Origin of the sequence: Bacteroides faecis MAJ27 (assembly GCF_900106755.1) — a bacterium.
GTDB lineage: Bacteria > Bacteroidota > Bacteroidia > Bacteroidales > Bacteroidaceae > Bacteroides > Bacteroides faecis.
Map to the genome: position 1 here is coordinate 1 of NZ_FNNN01000009.1, position 19,234 is coordinate 19,234.

Annotated in this window: 17 protein-coding genes and 2 tRNA genes; 9 read left to right on the forward strand and 10 right to left on the reverse strand. The window is 40.2% G+C overall.

Annotation, left to right across the window (positions count from 1 at the left end; genetic code table 11):
* Positions 1 to 137: 137 nt before the first annotated feature.
* From BLW31_RS09530 to BLW31_RS09540, 3 genes are all read right to left on the reverse strand, one after another.
* The gene (locus BLW31_RS09530) at positions 138 to 1,691 is read right to left on the reverse strand and encodes a PCMD domain-containing protein (protein WP_010536395.1); all 1,554 of its coding nucleotides are present in this window, start codon (positions 1,689 to 1,691) and stop codon (positions 138 to 140) included.
* A 246-nt stretch (positions 1,692 to 1,937) separates the two neighbouring features.
* On the reverse strand, positions 1,938 to 3,455 hold the full coding sequence (locus BLW31_RS09535; RefSeq protein ID WP_029425260.1) for a PCMD domain-containing protein: 1,518 nt from the start codon (positions 3,453 to 3,455) through the stop codon (positions 1,938 to 1,940).
* 250 nt (positions 3,456 to 3,705) lie between these two features.
* The gene (locus BLW31_RS09540; RefSeq protein WP_029425258.1) at positions 3,706 to 5,187 is read right to left on the reverse strand and encodes a DUF3943 domain-containing protein; all 1,482 of its coding nucleotides are present in this window, start codon (positions 5,185 to 5,187) and stop codon (positions 3,706 to 3,708) included.
* A gap of 152 nt (positions 5,188 to 5,339) precedes the next feature.
* On the opposite strand from BLW31_RS09540, the gene BLW31_RS09545 reads away from it, so the two are divergent.
* Positions 5,340 to 5,723: an MmcQ/YjbR family DNA-binding protein gene (locus tag BLW31_RS09545; RefSeq protein ID WP_010536392.1), complete on the forward strand. Its 384-nt coding sequence runs from the start codon at positions 5,340 to 5,342 to the stop codon at positions 5,721 to 5,723.
* A 44-nt stretch (positions 5,724 to 5,767) separates the two neighbouring features.
* Here BLW31_RS09545 and BLW31_RS09550 read toward each other — a convergent pair.
* From BLW31_RS09550 to prmC, 7 genes are all read right to left on the reverse strand, one after another.
* A tRNA-Leu gene (locus tag BLW31_RS09550) sits at positions 5,768 to 5,851 on the reverse strand.
* 14 nt (positions 5,852 to 5,865) lie between these two features.
* A tRNA-Gly gene (locus tag BLW31_RS09555) sits at positions 5,866 to 5,938 on the reverse strand.
* Positions 5,939 to 6,017: 79 nt separating this feature from the next.
* Entirely contained in the window at positions 6,018 to 7,358 is a 1,341-nt protein-coding gene (argH, locus tag BLW31_RS09560) for an argininosuccinate lyase (protein ID WP_010536391.1), read from the reverse strand.
* A 35-nt stretch (positions 7,359 to 7,393) separates the two neighbouring features.
* On the reverse strand, positions 7,394 to 7,804 hold the full coding sequence (locus tag BLW31_RS09565; protein WP_010536390.1) for an SRPBCC family protein: 411 nt from the start codon (positions 7,802 to 7,804) through the stop codon (positions 7,394 to 7,396).
* 97 nt (positions 7,805 to 7,901) lie between these two features.
* Positions 7,902 to 8,540: an orotate phosphoribosyltransferase gene (pyrE, locus tag BLW31_RS09570; RefSeq protein WP_010536389.1), complete on the reverse strand. Its 639-nt coding sequence runs from the start codon at positions 8,538 to 8,540 to the stop codon at positions 7,902 to 7,904.
* Between the two features lie 77 nt (positions 8,541 to 8,617).
* On the reverse strand, positions 8,618 to 9,100 hold the full coding sequence (locus BLW31_RS09575) for a regulatory protein RecX (protein ID WP_010536388.1): 483 nt from the start codon (positions 9,098 to 9,100) through the stop codon (positions 8,618 to 8,620).
* Positions 9,097 to 9,933 (reverse strand): peptide chain release factor N(5)-glutamine methyltransferase, encoded by an 837-nt coding sequence (prmC, locus tag BLW31_RS09580; RefSeq protein ID WP_010536387.1) that lies wholly within the window; start codon positions 9,931 to 9,933, stop codon positions 9,097 to 9,099. Before prmC ends, BLW31_RS09575 begins: the two co-directional genes overlap by 4 nt.
* A 53-nt stretch (positions 9,934 to 9,986) precedes the next feature.
* Between prmC and ribD the strand changes: the two genes are divergently transcribed.
* The 8 genes from ribD (at position 9,987) to murI (ending at position 19,201) form a co-directional block, all read left to right on the forward strand.
* Positions 9,987 to 11,033: a bifunctional diaminohydroxyphosphoribosylaminopyrimidine deaminase/5-amino-6-(5-phosphoribosylamino)uracil reductase RibD gene (ribD, locus tag BLW31_RS09585; RefSeq protein ID WP_010536386.1), complete on the forward strand. Its 1,047-nt coding sequence runs from the start codon at positions 9,987 to 9,989 to the stop codon at positions 11,031 to 11,033.
* 133 nt (positions 11,034 to 11,166) lie between these two features.
* The gene (gene bamI, locus BLW31_RS09590) at positions 11,167 to 12,642 is read left to right on the forward strand and encodes a BamI family beta-barrel-assembly machinery protein (RefSeq protein WP_010536385.1); all 1,476 of its coding nucleotides are present in this window, start codon (positions 11,167 to 11,169) and stop codon (positions 12,640 to 12,642) included.
* Positions 12,643 to 12,675: 33 nt separating this feature from the next.
* Positions 12,676 to 13,410, forward strand: a complete 735-nt coding sequence (locus BLW31_RS09595) for an isoprenyl transferase (RefSeq protein WP_010536384.1) — start codon at positions 12,676 to 12,678, stop codon at positions 13,408 to 13,410.
* Between the two features lie 30 nt (positions 13,411 to 13,440).
* Positions 13,441 to 16,095: a BamA/OMP85 family outer membrane protein gene (locus tag BLW31_RS09600; RefSeq protein WP_010536383.1), complete on the forward strand. Its 2,655-nt coding sequence runs from the start codon at positions 13,441 to 13,443 to the stop codon at positions 16,093 to 16,095.
* A gap of 45 nt (positions 16,096 to 16,140) precedes the next feature.
* Positions 16,141 to 17,055, forward strand: a complete 915-nt coding sequence (locus BLW31_RS09605; RefSeq protein WP_010536382.1) for a hypothetical protein — start codon at positions 16,141 to 16,143, stop codon at positions 17,053 to 17,055.
* Positions 17,056 to 17,164: 109 nt separating this feature from the next.
* On the forward strand, positions 17,165 to 17,680 hold the full coding sequence (locus BLW31_RS09610; RefSeq protein WP_022301838.1) for an OmpH/Skp family outer membrane protein: 516 nt from the start codon (positions 17,165 to 17,167) through the stop codon (positions 17,678 to 17,680).
* Between the two features lie 55 nt (positions 17,681 to 17,735).
* On the forward strand, positions 17,736 to 18,251 hold the full coding sequence (locus tag BLW31_RS09615; RefSeq protein ID WP_010536380.1) for an OmpH/Skp family outer membrane protein: 516 nt from the start codon (positions 17,736 to 17,738) through the stop codon (positions 18,249 to 18,251).
* Positions 18,252 to 18,358: 107 nt separating this feature from the next.
* Positions 18,359 to 19,201 carry a glutamate racemase gene (gene murI, locus BLW31_RS09620; RefSeq protein WP_010536379.1) on the forward strand — a complete coding sequence of 281 codons (843 nt, stop codon included), beginning with the start codon at positions 18,359 to 18,361 and terminating at the stop codon, positions 19,199 to 19,201.
* The last annotated feature ends 33 nt before the right edge of the window (positions 19,202 to 19,234 follow it).

The following is a 19,234-nucleotide window of genomic DNA, read 5'->3' on the forward strand; positions in this document are numbered from 1 at the left end:
CATTAAATCTGATTTTTACAAAGTTAATACATAAATAAAAAAACTACGAGAAAAATCCCGTAGTTTTCTATTTACACAATCAGATGGATAGTCCCGACACGAATCACTTCCTTTTTATGTTAGACTTATCTGATAGATTATTTAAATTCAATCTTAAAATCATCAATCAACAATATACTACCAGGAGCTCCTTCATATAAATCTCCTCTTTTACTAGAAGTAGCAACAAATGCAAGTTTATACTCTTTAGAAGCCTCATAAACCCTATTTCCAACACTTACAAATTCTATATTAAATGACTTCCAGCCATTAGTAGCAACTCCACTCTCCAAGTCTGCACGAAGTACAATTGGAGAATTTTCATCGTTAACAGTTTCTCCATTTAAAGTAATATCATTTCCTTCTGCATCTTTAGCCTCATACAAAATTGCATATATAGCACATTGATCTGTTTCATTTAATTCTTTGCCATTAGCATCATAAAATTTTTCACCTGGAGTATATTTATACCATCCTGAAAAACTTACAGGCTTACCTGATGAACTCAATACTCCAAACTTTGTTGCAGTTAAAGGTTTAGAAATATTATCCAATTTAAAAGTTCCTAAGAATACACTACCAGCTGTTATATTGGGACACATAGCACTCATTATGCCTCCAACAAAACCTCCATATTCTTTAAGGTCAGCCTTAGCTTGCACCAAACTAATTGTTTCAAGATGGGCTGCTTTAGTTCCAACTTTAGCTTCCTCTGTTGGAACAACACAATATGGTGGAACAACAACTTGAGGATTATCTTTATGAATACCTTCAAGAGAACTATAAACTAATGCACTACCACCATTTGTAGTACCAAACGACCCCGATGGAGAAAGATAGTGATAATCCTGATCTTCAACCCAAGTTTCAAAATCATAGATACCTTCTTTTGCTAATAAAGATACCGAATACTTAACAACTGTACCATCCTCAGCAGTAACCGTATAAACTACTTTCCCAGTAAAATCCTGAGCGACACCTGATCCTGGAGTTATAGTAGCTTTATCTGAAACAGTAATAGTAGGAACTAAAGCTTGCAAATCTTCCGTAGTAGCATTCTCACTAACTTTAAAAGTTATAGTTTTTGCATCTTCATCAATCACGGGTTGCATGGTTATTAACTCACTTTCAAAGGTAAAACCTGTAATTTTTGCTTCTCCATTCTCATTTCCAGACAATCTATTTCCTTTATAATTAACTTTTACTTTCATTCCGCCAGCTACATCAACATTAATAACCATATCAATGGTTCCATTACCGATCGTACCTGAAACAGAAGTATTACATGAACCAACAACCAATTCTAAAGTTTGACTTCCTGAAAACTGGAAAGCTTCACCATCCTGTTTTAAAGCGCAATTATCCACAGCAATATCACCGATAGTAATATCAGTACCTGCTACATTTATAACAAAATTCTTTAATTCCAACTTAATTGCAGTATCAGAAGCTTTTGATATATAAACTTTCTGAACCATATCAGAAGCAATAGGAGTACTTACACCTACATAATATACATCCATCTTTCCTTTATATGCACCAGCTAACTCACTATCGACAGGATATTTAACATCATCGTCATCATCACTACAACTTGTAAACATGCTCATTGAGCAAACAAGCATAAATAAATACAATAAACTCTTCTTCATAATTCTCTTATTTAGTTAATAATCTATTTACTGCAAAATCGGGTACAAAGTAACATCTTTATATCAAATTTCACAAGGTCCATTCCCAGTATTTTATGATCTATTTTTAAGATTAAAAAAGCATATATGCAGTAAACATCAACTTTTTAAGGTTTATATTTATACTGTATACAACAAAAAGGGAGAAATTAATCCCCCCTTAACTATTCCACTATTCAAAAATATAACTCTATAAAATATATCCTATTATTCGCCAACAACCTCCAGTTCATCAACGATCAACGTACTATTAGCAGCTCCTCTAAACTTATCACCTTCCTTGCTTGAAGAACAAACGATAGCCAGTTTATACTCTTTAGTACTATCATAAACTTTATCAGGGAAGTATTCAAAAGTAAGTTTAAAAGCAGTCCATGCTTCTTTGTCCGTCCCATCTTTCAAACGAGCTTCTGCTACACGATATTCTGAAGTATTGATGTCTACTCCCGTGAGAGTCACATCTTTGCCACTGGCATCTTTAGCCTCATACAATACCGCAGCAATAGAGCACTCATCTACGACATCAAGACCTTCCTCTACCGGTTTTTTAGAACCATCGATATAATTAGTTCCGGCTTTATATTTATATACACCTTTAAATAATTTAGGCTCCTTGTCATAAGCAATACCAAACTTCGTAGATTTTAAAGGCGCAAGCATATTAAGACTGAATACTCCTGTAAATAAAGAACCGGAAGTAATAGGTGCCAAACTACCTAAAGCATGTCCTCTGGAATCCAATGTTACCAATTTGGCAGCTCCACCATTGAAACCTTCAGTTTCTTTCATCACAGGATAGCCAACTTTGACAGCTGAAGATGATCCATTCAGCATTTTAGCACCACCATTAGAAGTAGCTAAGAATCCGGCAGGTTCCGGAGTCCAATAGTTATCATAACTGCTGCCTGCATCAAATTCTGACCATTCATCCAAAGAATATCTCATGATATTCTGAACACCTTCGATAGAAACTGTATATTTTCTTGAGGTCCCGTCTTCTGAAACCACTGTATAGACAACGCTTTTTCCACCGGAGAAATCCTGCGCAACACCACTTGCCGGAGTTACAGTAGCCTTTTCTGATACAGTGACAACAGGCACCAATGCCTTCAAATCATCAGCAGTAGCTTCGTCATTTACCTTAAATGTAATAGCACTCTTTTCTTCGTCGATAATCGGTGCTACTGTCACAACCTCATTGTCGATAGTAAAACCTGTTATTTTTGCCTCTGAGTTTTCACTTCCTGACAGTTTAGTTCCTTTATAGTTAACCTTCACCTCTATTCCGCCTTCTACATCTACATCAATTACCATTTCAACAGCATTCTTACCAACTGTACCCGAAACGGATGTATTGCATGAACCCACAACAAGACTCAATGTTTGATTACCAGCAAACTTATAAGTGTCACCGCTTTTTGTCAAAGCACAATTATCGACAGTAATATCACCAATGAGAAGTTCGGAACCCGCAACGGTAATAGTAAAGTTCTTCAATTCCAGCTTAACAGCAGTATCCGAAGCCTTTGAAATATAAACTTTCTGAACCATATCAGAAGCAATAGGAGTAGATACACCCACATAATATACATCCATTGTTCCCTTATATGCACCTGCAAGTTCACTGTCAACCGGATATTTCACGTCATCATCGTCGTCACCACAACTTGTGAATAGACTTACTGAACAAATAAGCATGAACAAATACAACAATCTTTTCTTCATAATCTTCATAGTTAATTATTAATTCTTTTTTATCACATAAAATCATGCAAAGTAAAAGATTTAAATTAACCATCACAAGTGCCATTCTTGGCATTATATGTTCCATTCTTAATATATTAAATAATGATATTATAAATACGCAGAATTATTAGTCCCAATATCAATATTCCATTCATAAGTAAGAAGAAAAAACGGAAGATTGGTACCACATAAAAGAACATCTTTTTTTTCATACAAAATCCAAAGCATATTATAATTTGCAGGTCAACATAAGACACCCTTCTGACGTGCTGGAAAAGACATTATCATAATGTTTATATCGCGTAGTCCGCGTATAATTCATATAAGCTCCGGTCAGATACACTCCTTTTCGTAGCTTGACATCCAAGCGTAACCCGGTGGCATGAAGAATTGCCGTTGAACGGTCTCCTTGTGCATTCAGCGTTTTCGGATTATAATTTTCCCAATCCATATTGTTAGGATATCCTTTCCAGGTAAACATATGATAGACATCGTAAGTAGTAGATGCCGAAAACTTATCTTTCTTATAGATGAAATTAAACCCGACTTTCGTACTATAACCGCTTGCCAGGTTATAATTGCGCTCCTCCACCCTGTAATAATCACTGAGAGCACCTCCGAGAAGAATCCCATTCAGATGAGCATATCCGTCTATATCCCAACGTTTAAGCAGTTTACGCTTATAGATAAATCCGGCACCAAACGAAGCCGGCGTACAAAACTTATAAGGAGTTTTTGCCGAAACGCGCGATATGGTGTCCGAATCATAGTAGTCAAAATGCTGATAAAGCCCCAAACTCAGATAGTGCTTTTTATTATCGACCAGTTCTCTGCCTGCCAGCCGTCCCACAATATTCAACTGTCCCAATATCGGTTGCGACTTCTGCACATTCAATTTTGCCTTCACAGAGAAATAATCATACGGCTTCCTGTCATCCGCATCAAAACGATCTCCATATTCTACATCCAGTTCGGTGGCAAACCCGACACCCTTATCAAAGATTTCATCTTCCAATTCAAGCGCACGCACTCCCATAGAAATATCCACACTAACATCGGGCACACCAAATTGCTTGCCCGATGTTAAGCGTCTTTTCCAGGCATCTCCGTTGATAATACGGGTAAGACCACGCATAGGAGAAACCACAAACGAGGCAAATTCCAGCCCAAAACGGGAAACACCGGTCTTCCGGTCATCGAGAATAAGATCGGAAGTTCTATAGAACACTTCGCCCAATGCCATTCCGCCAATCGGTGTCGCTATGATATCGTTGGCAGAAGGATATTCACACTCCATAAACATCTCCCACATGAAACTCCCGCCGAAAGCATACAGGCCTGACTGCCAGTAATTATATCCATTCGAGCGGGCGGCATTGAAGTACAGACTGCCATGATAAGGATGCATGAACATATTTGTACCCATGGCATCATTATCCCAGACAAAGCCATGCTTAATATTTTCCTTGATTGTATGCATATCGATATAAGCAAAATCCGCTTTCCGGATGTAGCGGTCGAAAGCCCAGACGCCCATATTGACGCCAAACGCCATCGCTCCCGCACGGATTCCTCTCTTTTGAGAATAATAGGAAATATCCAGTGAATCAGCTGCCTTTGGGCTAGCAATCTGATGTCGTATAGCCAGTTGAGGATAGGCTAAACTAGTAAATATCAAAGATATAAACAGGAAAAATACTGACTTCTTCATGCCACAAACATAGATAAAAAAGTCGAGTTTTATATCTTATGACAGGAAGATTCCCTCTAATCGGACAATATTATTCTTTTTTTGACCAATGAGGTTTCTCCCGTTAAACATACAATTTGTATCTTTACACCATCCTTTAAAAAAATGCCAAAATGAATATTGAAGAGTTCAGAGAATACTGCTTATCACTCAATGGCGTCCATGAGAGGATGCCGTTTACCGATGTACCCGACCCATATAGCCGCGACGTACTCTGTTTTTATGTAGCAGATAAATGGTTCTGCTTTGTAAACATCGAAATATTCGACTTCTGCTGTATTAAATGTAATCCGAACGAATCACTGGAATTACAGGCTGCGTATCTGGGCATAAAGCCGGGATGGCACATGAATAAGAAGTATTGGATCAGTGCCTACTTCAATCAGGACGTTCCGGACGAGAAGATACGGGAACTGGTACAGAAATCTTATGATATCGTTGTGAAAGGCTTGCCAAAGAAAGTACGGGAGGAGATTGTCTCAGCAGCCAAAGAATAAAAAAGCCTGTAAATCAAGGATCTACAGGCAATAAAGAATACTCGTACTCGAAGCGGGACTTGAACCCGCACAGCCGCAATGGCCAAAGGATTTTAAGTCCTTCGTGTCTACCATTCCACCATTCGAGCATCCTTTCAAAGAGAGCGGAAAACGAGACTCGAACTCGCGACCCTAACCTTGGCAAGGTTATGCTCTACCAACTGAGCTATTTCCGCGTTTTTTCAACGGGTGCAAAGATAAGGAGTTTACTTGTTTCTGCCAAACTTTCACACAAAAAAGTTTGGCAGAAAATATTTATCGTCCCAACAATGCTTTCTCTGCTTCTTCCATTCCACAAAAATTAAAGCCGTCAACGACTTGCTGCATCAATGCGGAGATTGCGTCATTGCAAAGATTGCCGATACTTCCTTCATGCGTATGATGTACTTGCTTGTTGTGAGTAAATTTTCCGGCTTCAATGTCCAGTCCCACCTTTTTATATGCATCCCGGAAAGGCATACCTTCACGTGCCAGACGGTTCACTTCTTCTACACTGAAAATAAACAGGTATTTATCATCATCAAGGATATGCTCATTCACCTTTATCTCATTCATAATGTATGTTGTCATCTGCAAGCAGTCTTTCAATTCCTGAAATGCAGGAAGGAAAACTTCTTTTATAATCTGCAAGTCGCGAAAATAACCGGAAGGCAGATTGTTTGCAATCATCATGATTTGCTGAGGAAGTGATTGCAGCTTATTGCATTTGGCACGAGTCAACTCGAATACATCCGGATTCTTCTTATGAGGCATGATACTGGAACCGGTAGTACAATCATCCGGCAGCTTCACAAAACCGAAGTTCTGACTATTGAACATACAAGCATCAAAAGCCAGTTTGGAGATCGTTCCGGCAATGGTAGCCAATGCAAAAGCAACATTACGTTCCAATTTTCCACGCCCCATTTGTGCATACACCACATTGTAGTTCATCGAATCGAAACCGAGCAAATCAGTGGTCATCGTCCGGTTCAACGGGAAAGAAGAACCATATCCTGCCGCAGACCCCAACGGATTGCGATTGCACATCTTGAAAGCTGCCTGCAGAAATTGCATGTCATCTACCAGACTTTCGGCATAAGCACCAAACCATAAGCCAAAAGAAGAAGGCATAGCTATCTGCAAATGGGTATATCCCGGCATCAGGACATTCTTATATCGTTCACTCTGAAGGATCAACACATGAAAAAGTTGTTCGACAGCTTCCGCTATCTCACGGATTTGTGTACGGGTAAAGAGTTTAAGGTCCAGCAAAACCTGATCATTTCTCGAACGCCCACTGTGAATCTTCTTGCCGACATCTCCCAAACGGCGGGTCAGCATCAATTCTACCTGAGAATGCACATCCTCCACTCCTTCTTCTATCACAAACTCACCTTTCTCAGCCGAAGCATAAATATTTTTCAGCTCAGCCAATAACTGCTCCAGTTCTTCTTTTGTCAACAAGCCGATACTTTCGAGCATCGTAATATGAGCCATAGAACCGAGTACATCATGTTTAGCCAGATAAAGATCCATCTCCCGGTCACGTCCCACCGTGAAACGTTCGATATCTTTATTTACCTGCACGGATTTTTCCCAAAGTTTCTGCGCCATAATTGTTTTAAGTAATACTTAATACCTAATACTTATTAATATTGAATCATCGACAGCATCTCGACCATCTTCTCCAAACCGTCCTGGAGAGGCTTCTGTACCATCGCTTTCATGAACGGATTAATGTCCATACCGATAGTCAACTTTATCTTACACTCTTCTTCGGCAGTCTCTACCAACTGAATCCACATATTAAAAGGAAGTGGAGAATTGGTAGTCGCAAGTTTTATACATTTACAAGGGTCACGCTCAACAATCTGCAACGTTATCTGCCCTACAGGCGAAACATTAAAACTCAAGATATCCGAATCGAAACTCAAATCCTGCACCTTATCTTCCGGCAAACGGTCTTTTACGGATTCCAGATTACTCAAGTCTGAAAGTTTAGCATACACACGTTCCTGACTGTAAGGTATTACCTTCACACTACTTTCAAAATTAGCCATAATTCTTTATTGGTATAAAATAAAAGAAAGAACTATCCGAACAAGGATTGTCCGAATGGTTCTTTCTTACTAAAATTTTCTGTCAAATAATACAATATTATTTTCCTGCATCCCAATGGGCAGGGTCTTTACGCCATTCGTTCAATGTTGCAATATCTTCTTCTTCAATATAACCTGTGCGAAGGGCAACATCAAGCACTGCCTCGTAATTAGTCAACGTCACCAAAGGTACTTTGGCATTCTTAAACGCTTCCTCTGCAACAGGGAAACCGTACGTATAGGCAGCTACCATACCAATCACTTCGCATCCGTCGCGACGAATTGCCTCTACAGCCTTCAAACTACTACCACCTGTAGAAATCAAATCTTCAACCACTACAACTTTCATACCCGGACGAAGTTCTCCTTCAATCAGGTTCTCCAATCCGTGATCTTTCGGGGTAGAACGAACATACACGAACGGCAGATTCAATGCATCAGCCACCAAAGCTCCTTGCGGAATAGCACCTGTGGCCACACCGGCAATCGCATCCACCTGTCCGAATCGTTCCAATATCAGACGTGTAATTTCAATCTTCACAAAATTACGAAGAGAAGGATAGGACAGAGTTTTACGGTTATCACAGTAAAAGGGGGATTTCCATCCAGAAGCCCATGTAAAAGGGTTAGCGGGTTGAAGTTTAATAGCTTTAATCTTCAAAAGTTTCTCCGCGAATAGTCTCTCTAAGTTTTTCATAACTAAACTAACTATTAATTATTTGCCGCAAAAGTACAGAAATTGAATGAGAATAAAAAGAAGAATCCGTTTATTTTTTAACTGAATTGTCCCTCTTCCTCCGGAAGTTCGATACAACGACGTATATCTTTGAGCTCAAAACCCCGGCTCATGGCGAATCGCATCAGCTTTCCATTCAGTTCATAGTCGTCTTTCGCATGGATACTTTTCCGCTTGGAAGCCAGCAAGTCACGAAGGATGGAAAGGTACTCTTCATCATCTATTTCATTCAGATGACGCCATGCCACGTCGGAAGGAATCTTCTTCATGTAGAGTCCCTGCGCTATTTTCATCTTCCCCCATTTGGCAAAACGAAATTTATCGTTCACAAAAGCACGACAAAAGCGTTCGTCATCAATATACTTTTCGGTTTCCAGCCGTTCAAGGATACGCGCTATGGTCTCATAGGCTATTCCCCAACGCTGTAATTTTTCATTTACTTCTGCCCGGCAATGTTCTGCGGCGGAGCAATAAGAGGCTACACGATTCAAAGCCTCTTCATCGGTTAATTGTGCACTCATCGGTTAGCTGTAAGTATTCTATCTTTTCCAAATATGTCTTTTATAACACGAACGTCTCGATATTGGTTCATTTCTATCATGCGTATCATGTCTTGTCCGTATGCCTGATTTATTTCAAAATAGAGTTTACCGTCCGGACGGAGCAATTCACGCCCCAACTCAGCAATCCGGCGATAAAAGCGCAAAGGGTCTTCATCAGGAACGAACAGAGCAAGCTCCGGTTCCCAGTCAAGCACATTCGCTTCCATCTCTCTTTTTTCAGTCTCCGTCACATAAGGCGGGTTGCTGACAATTATATCATAAGATCCGCTCTGCATCCCATCAGCAGAAAAAACATCCTGCCTGCAAAATGTGACCTGCGCATCCAGCTCTTCATTATTCTTTCGGGCAATAGCCAGCGCTTCTTCCGAAATATCCCAGGCATCTACTCTCGCTCCCGGCAGACTTTTGCTCAAAGAGATGGCAATACATCCGCTTCCCGTACCTATATCTAATAGGCAACGGGCATCCGGATTCTCTTTCACAATCAAACTCACCAACTCAGCTGTCTCCGGACGAGGTATCAGCACGCCGGGAGCTACCCGGAAGTTCCTTCCACCAAACTCGGCATATCCCCGAATGTACTGTATAGGCTCATTTTTCTGCAAACGGAATATAATGTTTTCTAATTCACGCTGTTTGCATGCAGATAAAATTATATCTTTGCCCATGTAAATATCAAGCGCATCCACCCCCAAAATGTCGCAACAGATCAGCATCGAAAGAGCCCTGACCTCTTCCGGTGGATAAATATCCTGCAATGACTGACGGATGTAAGTAGTGATGCGGTTCATATTTTACAATTTCGGAGTGCAAAAGTAAGAATAATATAGCGAAGAGCACCAAAATGGAAGAAGAAAAATACATGAGACGTTGTATTGAGCTGGCAAAAAACGGACAATGCAATGTCGCTCCAAACCCGATGGTAGGGGCCGTTATCGTATGTGACGGACGTATTATCGGTGAAGGATATCATATCCGCTGCGGAGAGGCGCATGCCGAAGTAAACGCGATTCGTTCCGTCAAAGACGAGTCGTTATTGAGTCGTTCCACCATTTATGTCAGCCTGGAACCTTGCTCGCATTATGGAAAAACGCCTCCCTGTGCTGATCTGATTATCGAGAAACAAATTCCCCGTATTGTAATCGGTTGCCAAGACCCTTTTTCGCAGGTTGCCGGAAGAGGGATTCAGAAGTTGCGGGACGCAGGAAGGGAAGTGATAGTGGGAGTACTGGAAAAAGAATGCCGGCATCTGATCCGGCGTTTTATTACTTTCAACACACTGCACCGTCCTTTTATCACACTTAAATGGGCTGAATCAGCCGATCATTTTATAGATATCGAACGGACTGACGGCAAACCTGTAGTACTGTCCTCTCCCCTTTCTTCTATGCTGGTACATAAGAAAAGAGCAGAAGCAGATGCAATCATGGTAGGCAGACGGACAGCATTGCTGGACAACCCATCACTGACTGTCCGCAACTGGTACGGACGAAATCCAATACGTATCGTTTTGGACCGTGCCCTGTCCCTTCCCCACAGCCTGCACCTGTTCGACGGGGAAGTTTCCACTATCGTATTTACAGCAGAAAAACATTCGGACGAGAAGAACGTCACATACAAGACGATTGACTTCACCCAAGATGTTTTGCCTCAAATCATGGAAGTGTTATATCAACAAAAAATACAGTCCTTACTGGTAGAAGGAGGAAGTCAATTGCTCCAATCATTCATCGACACCGAACTATGGGATGAAGTATATATTGAGAAATGTCCGTGCAAGCTGAATTCCGGTGTTAAAGCACCTGAAATAAGCGATAATTTTAGTTATTCGACAGAAGAACACTTCGACAGACAGATTTGGCGGTATGTTTTCGGAAGATGGCTAAAATAGTTCTATTCAAGGGGTTCTACGTCGATAAAAACAGCGTTATTATCTATAATTTTATATAAAACTTCCCCTTAATGTTCTATATCGGAAAAAATGTTCCTATTTTTGCAACTTGTAAATAAACACAATCTTTCAAATGAGAATAAAGTTTTTATCAATCATTGCGAGTTTTTTCATGGTGTCATTCGTTATTACGTCATGCCTTGACAATGATAACGACGTCAATTATAGTCCGGATGCGACTATACATGCGTTTGAACTTGACACTATAGGTTACGGGGTAAACTATAAATTCACAATTGACCAAATTAGTCGTTTAATATACAATGTGGATTCACTGCCTGTCAATGCTGACACGATCATTAATAAGATTCTGATCAAGACGCTGACAACAGCATCCGGAATCGTGACGATGAAAGATCAGAGTGATCAGGACTCAATCATTAATATAAATGACTCTATTGATCTGCTCAAATATGTAAATGCTCCCGAAGAAGGGAAATATCTGGTACTAAAGGTATGGGCACCGGATATGCAGACACAGAATGAATACAGAGTAAGTGTACGCATGCACCGTATGGTACCCGATTCACTTAGCTGGGGAAAAGAACCGATAGCTGCGAACCCAGCAGGAATTACCGAACAAAAACAAAAGATAGTAACATTAGGTGACAACATATTACTGTTCACCCAAAATAGTGATAAAGTATATAGTACAACGATACCGGCAGGTTCTCCTACTGATCGTTTAAACTATGGGCAAAATTGGGAGTTGAAGAATGCCACCCTTCCTGAAGGTGCTGATGTTACGTCTATTATTCGCTTCGATGAAAAGTTATACTTACTTGCCAATAATAAGGTATATAATTCCGCAGATGGTCTGATGTGGGCCGAAGATGCTGTCCTCACCCCTAGTGGAGCGACTGTTAGCAATTTGATTACCAGTTTCTCAGACAATGATGGTAGTAATCATAAAAAGATTAACGGTATTGCAAGCATAGTTGAGAAGAATGGACAGAAATACTTTAGTTTTGCAGAAAAGACTGAGAATGAATGGAATATCACAACAGGCGAGGAGATAGTGCCTGCAGAATTCCCTGTCAACAATCTGTCAGCTGATGTATACGCAACTGAGAGCGGAACATTGAATGCTATAGTAGTAGGTAATACTGCAGACGGTTTAGACAATGACACAGCTACAGTTGTTTGGGCTTCAGAAGATGGTAAAGCTTGGATTCCGATGGAAATTCCATCAAATAATAATTGTCCAAAGCTGGTAGATCCATCTATTATACATTATAATGACGCATTCTACATTTGTGGAAAAGAGAATAAAGATGATGCGAAAGGATTCCAGAAGTTCTATACATCTCCAACACTGCTTGTTTGGAAAGGTGTAGACAGAATGTTTATGCTTCCCGGGATTCTTCCTCCGGTCAAACTTGAAGGAGGAGTGACACAATATCCTTATTCCGAATACAGCTTCAAGGGAAAAGAAGTAAACTACACAATGGTAGTTGACAGAAACCATTATATATGGATGGTAGGCGGTAAAGGTATCGACAAGATCTGGCGTGGTAGAGTTAATAAACTCGGATTCCTAATACAATAAGAAGTAGTTAAATACGAACCTTATAATCAAAACATGTCCTATATAGAGAAAATAGACAAAAATCGGATTCCCCAGCATATAGCCATCATCATGGATGGGAATGGGAGATGGGCCAAGCAACGGGGAAAAGAACGAACTTACGGTCATCAGGCAGGTGCAGAAACGGTACATAAAATTATCGAAGATGCTGCACGCCTGGGGGTTAAATATCTGACTTTATATACCTTCTCCACTGAGAACTGGAATCGTCCGCAGGAAGAGGTAGCAGCTTTGATGAACCTATTACTGGACTCTATCGAAGAGGAAACTCTGATGAAGAATAATATTCGTTTCCGCATCATTGGCGATATAGAGAAATTACCTGTGGATGTACAGAAAGGACTATCATCATGTATAGCACACACTGCGAATAATACAGGGACATGTCTGGTACTGGCACTCAGCTATTCTTCCCGCTGGGAGATTACTGAAGCTGTTCGACAGATTGCACAGAAAGCGAAAACGGGAGAAATTTCTCCCGAACAAATAACAGATGAATGCATTACTACTCATCTGACCACAAACTTTATGCCCGATCCGGATTTACTGATCCGCACGGGAGGAGAAATCCGGCTAAGTAACTACCTGTTATGGCAGTGTGCTTATTCGGAGCTTTATTTTTGTGATACGTTTTGGCCGGACTTCGACAAAGAAGAACTCTGCAAAGCCATTTATGAGTATCAGCAAAGGGAGCGCCGATTCGGCAAAACAAGTGAACAAATCAGCTAACATAATCCGAAACATCAAATTATAACATAAATGCATTATCGTATTTCCTTTATATTCGTAACGTTTATCTGCCTGTTCTGCTTTGCAGTTACAGGCACTGCGCAAAATGCCGACACCGACGAAGACTCTAAACCAGTTATCTTATACTCCGGAACACCCAAAAAGTATGAGATAGCAGACATTAAGGTAGAAGGCGTAAAGAATTATGAAGACTATGTATTAATTGGTCTGTCCGGTCTGTCAGTAGGACAAACTATCACCGTGCCGGGTGATGAGATTACCGGAGCAATCAAGCGCTACTGGAAACATGGTTTATTCTCTAACGTACAGATCACTGCCGAAAAGGTGGAAGGTAACAAAATCTGGTTAAAAATAAGCCTGACGCAACGCCCCCGTATTGCGGACGTACGCTACCATGGTGTGAAAAAGTCAGAACGTACCGACCTGGAAGGTAAATTGGGTATGGTAAAAGGTATGCAGATCACTCCGAACACCGTTGACCGCGCCAAGACATTAATCAAACGTTATTTCGACGATAAAGGTTTTAAGAATGCAGAAGTGATTATCTCACAAAAAGACGATCCTGCGAACGAGAATCAGGTGATTGTGGATATCGATATCGATAAGAAGGAAAAGATTAAGGTACATGCTATCCATATTACCGGAAACTCTGCAATCAAAACATCCAAGCTGAAGAAGGTAATGAAAAAAACCAATGAAAAAGGTAAACTTCTGAACTTGTTCCGTACCAAGAAATTTGTGCCGGAGAACTTTGAAGCAGACAAGCAGCTGATCATAGATAAATACAACGAGCTGGGATATCGTGATGCTATGATCGTAAAAGACAGTATAGCGCAATACGATGAAAAGACAGTAGACGTATTTATGGATATAGACGAAGGTCAGAAGTATTACCTCCGTAATGTGACATGGGTAGGTAACACACTGTATCCGTCTGAACAGCTGAACTTCTTGCTCCGCATGAAGAAGGGTGATGTTTATAACCAGAAGTTATTGAGCGAACGTACTTCTACAGATGACGATGCAATCGGTAACTTATACTATAATAACGGTTATTTGTTCTACAATCTTGATCCGGTAGAAGTAAATATTGTCGGTGACTCCATTGACCTCGAAATGAGAATCTATGAAGGTCGTCAGGCTACTATCAATAAGATCAACATCAGCGGTAACGACCGTCTGTATGAAAATGTAGTTCGTCGTGAACTTCGTATTCGTCCGGGACAATTGTTCAGCAAAGATGACCTGATGCGTTCTTTACGTGAAATCCAGCAGATGGGACACTTCGACCCTGAAAAACTGCAACCGGATATTCAGCCGGACCCGATTAACGGAACCGTTGATATAGGTCTGCCTTTGACATCCAAAGCCAATGACCAGGTAGAATTCTCTGCCGGTTGGGGACAAACAGGTATCATCGGTAAACTGAGTCTGAAGTTTACGAACTTCTCTGTTGCCAACTTGCTGCGCCCGGGTGAAAACTATCGTGGTATCCTGCCACAAGGTGATGGACAGACATTGACCATCAGCGGTCAGACGAATGCTAAATACTATCAATCATATAGTATCTCATTCTTTGATCCTTGGTTTGGTGGAAAACGCCCGAACTCACTCTCTGTATCGGCTTTCTTCTCAGTACAGACTGACATCAGCAGCCGCTACTATAACTCCAGCTATTTCAACAACTATTACAACAGTTATTATGCAGGCTATGGTGGCTATGGCTCATACAACTACGGTAACTACAACAACTATGAGAACTATTACGACCCGGATAAATCTATTAAAATGTGGGGACTTTCTCTAGGTTGGGGTAAACGTCTGAAATGGCCGGATGACTACTTTACATTGTCTGCAGAATTGGCTTACCAACGCTACAATCTGAAAGACTGGCAGTACTTCCCGGTAACCAACGGTAAATGTAATGACCTTAGCATTTCATTGACTTTGGCCCGTAACTCTATTGACAACCCGATCTTCCCGCGTACAGGTTCGGACTTCTCGCTGTCAGTGCAGTTCACACCGCCGTACTCATTGTTTGATGGTAAAGACTATAAAGGCTATTTCTATGATGCGGACAATGAACGCATTACTCAAGACAACATGAACAAACTTCATAGATGGGTTGAGTACCACAAATGGAAATTTAAAGCCAAAACATATACTCCGTTGATGGACTATATAGCACATCCTAAGTGTCTGGTATTGATGACACGTACGGAATTCGGTTTGTTAGGTCATTACAACAAATATAAGAAATCACCGTTCGGTACATTCGACGTAGGTGGTGACGGTATGACTGGTTACTCCAGCTACGCTACAGAAAGTATTGCTTTGCGTGGTTACGAAAACAGCTCATTGACACCATACGGAAAAGAAGGATATGCTTATGCACGCCTTGGTATCGAATTAAGATATCCGTTGATGCTGGAAACAAGTACCAACATTTATGTGTTAGGTTTCCTAGAAGCAGGTAACGCATGGCATGATATCTCTAAATTCAATCCGTTCGACTTGAAACGTTCTGCCGGTGTCGGCGTTCGTATTTTCTTGCCGATGATTGGTATGATGGGGATCGATTGGGGTTATGGTTTCGATAAGATTTTCGGTAGTAAGGAATACGGCGGTAGCCAGTTCCACTTTATTTTAGGACAAGAATTCTAACAAAAACATGATTTTAATATATAACCACATTCAAAACTAATTATTATGAAAACAAACTATTTATTATTAGGAGCAATTGCTCTATTATCTGCTTGTGCGCAAGAAGAATTCAATGATTCTAAAACAGAAATAGGGACCAATAAAAATGAAAATGTACTATTGAAATCCCAAGATTACAATATCATACATTTCAATAGTACAAAGCATTTTTTTGAATGTTATGATTCTTTGTTTATCAAAGATTATGATGAACAACTAGCATGGACTACTTCTAAAACCTCCAATTCTCTTTTGAAAAATGCCGACTTATGTACAGATACGATAATGTTATCTATGCCTAAAGCATTCCAAGCACTTTTCAATAAAGATCTCGAAGTAGCTATAAACGATTCTATACTAAAATATGATAATGGAAAGCTATATTTAGTAGAAATCAATAATAAAAAGATCTCAACTCCCATTCTATGCGGTGAAACGGATGCTTCTCCTGTAGAATGTAAAGTACAAACAAGAGAAGGTGGATATTTAGGCTATAATGGCATAGGGTTCAGCCATCAGTATAATTTTAGACGTGCATCTTCCAAATATAAATTTAATTATGTACATGAACTTAAATCATATACAACCAGAGTAAATGATTATGTAGCACAAGTTCTTGGTTTTATGGTTAAACTTGAATACAGAGGTCGTGGTAGTTGGAAAGAAGCTAGTGAACCAAGAGATATAACCATGGACTTGAGATGTAGTGTAGCTGCATCAAGTGGTGGTTCAAATTTTGCATTTTGGGATATTGGAAAACGAACATTTACTAGAAGACAATGGAATATAGAAATTCCTGTTGCAAGAATTGTGCCCAATAATGTACCAGAACGTCAACGTCAATGGCTAATAACAATCGTTGGAACAATTTCTCAAACAATATCGGGTGAAAATGATACCAGATGGAATGATAAATTTTAAAAAACAGATATAATTGAAGCGCTATTAATTAAAATCATGTATATTTGTGTTTGAGATTTCTAGGAATCTCAAACACAAATAATTATATTATACTTATAAACTGAACATTATGAGAAAGTCTATTCTATCCATTATGTTACTGTTTGCCATCAGTATGGCAGCTAGTGCACAAAAATTTGCATTGATCGATACGGAGTATATTCTGAAAAATATTCCGGCCTATCAAAGCGCTAATGAGCAATTGCAACAAGCTACGAAGAAATATCAAGGTGAAGTAGAAGCTATTGCCAAGGAAGCACAGAAGATGTTCCAGGACTACCAGGCCCAGTCCTCTACTCTTTCTGCGGCTCAAAAGACTAAGAAAGAAGATGAGATTGTAGCGAAAGAGAAATCCGCTGCCGAACTGAAGCGTACATACTTCGGTCCGGAAGGCGAACTGGCTAAGATGCAGGAAAAGCTAATTAATCCGATTCAGGATGAAATATATGCCGCTGTAAAAGAACTGTCTCAACTACACGGATATGATCTTGTACTTGACAGAGCATCCGCTGCAGGCATCATTTTTGCCAATCCTCGTATTGATATTAGCGATGAAGTGCTGAGAAAATTAGGATATTCAAATTAATTTCATACATTTGCATCGAAAATAACTAAAAATCATTCAAATAAATTATAGAACTATGCTAAAAAAAATTGCACTTGTATTGTTGCTTGCACTCCCAATGGGTGTATTTGCACAAAATCTGAAATTCGGTCATATTAATGCTCAGGAGATTGTTTCTGCAATGCCTGAATTTGCTAAGGCACAATCTGACATCGAAGCATTAGACAAACAACTGACCAGCGAATTACAAAGAACTCAGGAAGAATTCAACAAGAAATATCAGGAATTCCAGCAAGCTATCGCTAAGGACTCTCTTCCTGCTAATATTGCTGAGAGAAGACAAAAAGAACTGCAGGATATGATGCAAAGACAAGAGCAGTTCCAACAGGAAGCTCAACAGCAGATGCAGAAAGCACAAGCTGATGCTATGGCTCCTATCTACAAAAAGTTGGACGATGCAATCAAAGCTGTAGGTGCTGCTGAAGGCGTGATTTACATCTTCGACCTTGCAAGAACTCCGGTTGCTTATGTAAATGAGTCACAAAGTATCAATCTGACTCCAAAAGTAAAAACGCAGCTTGGCATTAAATAAAAAGCTATAAGCGAAAGAAATAACGAAAGGGAAAGAGAAAAGAAGATCATGCTTCTTTCTCTTTCCCTTTTTTCATGTAACTTTGCGTATATAAATTATCATTCATCATGAAGCAACAACTATCTCATATACCCGGCCCTATCGGAGTCTTTGATTCTGGATACGGCGGTCTGACAATTCTCGAAAAAATAAGAGAAGTGCTACCGGAATACGACTATATCTATTTGGGAGATAATGCCCGTGCTCCTTATGGTACCCGTTCTTTTGAGATTGTATATGAGTTTACCCTGCAAGCAGTCAATAAACTATTTGAGATGGGTTGCCATCTAGTGATACTGGCATGCAATACAGCTTCTGCCAAAGCACTACGCAGCATACAGATGAATGATCTGCCGGAGCTTGATCCCGACCGTCGCGTACTGGGAGTGATTCGTCCCACAGTAGAATGTATCGGAGATATTACACAGAACCGGCATGTCGGCATACTGGCAACATCAGGTACCATCAAATCCGAATCTTATCCATTGGAGATACATAAATTATTTCCGGAAATTCAAGTGAGCGGAATAGCTTGCCCGATGTGGGTGGCACTGGTTGAGAATAATGAGTCACAAAACGAAGGTGCAGATTATTTCATCAAGAAATATATTGACCAGCTACTATCTGAAGATCCTCTGATCGACACGATGATTCTGGGCTGTACACACTATCCCATCTTATTCCCTAAAATACGGGAATATACTCCGGACGGTATCCGCGTCATTGCTCAGGGGGAATATGTAGCCGAAAGCCTAAAAGATTATCTGCACAGACACCCGGAAATGGACGCTAAATGCACCCGTAACGGGAATTGTTTGTTTTATACAACAGAAGCGGAAGAGAAATTCACCGAATCTGCCTCTACCTTCCTGAAGGAGCAGATCAGCGTGAAACGAATTTCTCTTGAATAAATTCAGAAAAGAATAACCATTTGTCCCTCTTTT

Bases quoted from the DNA above. Each gene is read 5' to 3' on its own strand.
- BLW31_RS09530 (WP_010536395.1), bottom strand. From the start codon at position 1,691: ATGAAGAAGAGTTTATTGTATTTATTTATGCTTGTTTGCTCAATGAGC.
- BLW31_RS09535 (WP_029425260.1), bottom strand. From the start codon at position 3,455: ATGAAGAAAAGATTGTTGTATTTGTTCATGCTTATTTGTTCAGTAAGT.
- BLW31_RS09540 (WP_029425258.1), bottom strand. From the start codon at position 5,187: ATGAAGAAGTCAGTATTTTTCCTGTTTATATCTTTGATATTTACTAGT.
- BLW31_RS09545 (WP_010536392.1), top strand. From the start codon at position 5,340: ATGAATATTGAAGAGTTCAGAGAATACTGCTTATCACTCAATGGCGTC.
- argH (WP_010536391.1), bottom strand. From the start codon at position 7,358: ATGGCGCAGAAACTTTGGGAAAAATCCGTGCAGGTAAATAAAGATATC.
- BLW31_RS09565 (WP_010536390.1), bottom strand. From the start codon at position 7,804: ATGGCTAATTTTGAAAGTAGTGTGAAGGTAATACCTTACAGTCAGGAA.
- pyrE (WP_010536389.1), bottom strand. From the start codon at position 8,540: ATGAAAAACTTAGAGAGACTATTCGCGGAGAAACTTTTGAAGATTAAA.
- BLW31_RS09575 (WP_010536388.1), bottom strand. From the start codon at position 9,100: ATGAGTGCACAATTAACCGATGAAGAGGCTTTGAATCGTGTAGCCTCT.
- prmC (WP_010536387.1), bottom strand. From the start codon at position 9,933: ATGAACCGCATCACTACTTACATCCGTCAGTCATTGCAGGATATTTAT.
- ribD (WP_010536386.1), top strand. From the start codon at position 9,987: ATGGAAGAAGAAAAATACATGAGACGTTGTATTGAGCTGGCAAAAAAC.
- bamI (WP_010536385.1), top strand. From the start codon at position 11,167: ATGAGAATAAAGTTTTTATCAATCATTGCGAGTTTTTTCATGGTGTCA.
- BLW31_RS09595 (WP_010536384.1), top strand. From the start codon at position 12,676: ATGTCCTATATAGAGAAAATAGACAAAAATCGGATTCCCCAGCATATA.
- BLW31_RS09600 (WP_010536383.1), top strand. From the start codon at position 13,441: ATGCATTATCGTATTTCCTTTATATTCGTAACGTTTATCTGCCTGTTC.
- BLW31_RS09605 (WP_010536382.1), top strand. From the start codon at position 16,141: ATGAAAACAAACTATTTATTATTAGGAGCAATTGCTCTATTATCTGCT.
- BLW31_RS09610 (WP_022301838.1), top strand. From the start codon at position 17,165: ATGAGAAAGTCTATTCTATCCATTATGTTACTGTTTGCCATCAGTATG.
- BLW31_RS09615 (WP_010536380.1), top strand. From the start codon at position 17,736: ATGCTAAAAAAAATTGCACTTGTATTGTTGCTTGCACTCCCAATGGGT.
- murI (WP_010536379.1), top strand. From the start codon at position 18,359: ATGAAGCAACAACTATCTCATATACCCGGCCCTATCGGAGTCTTTGAT.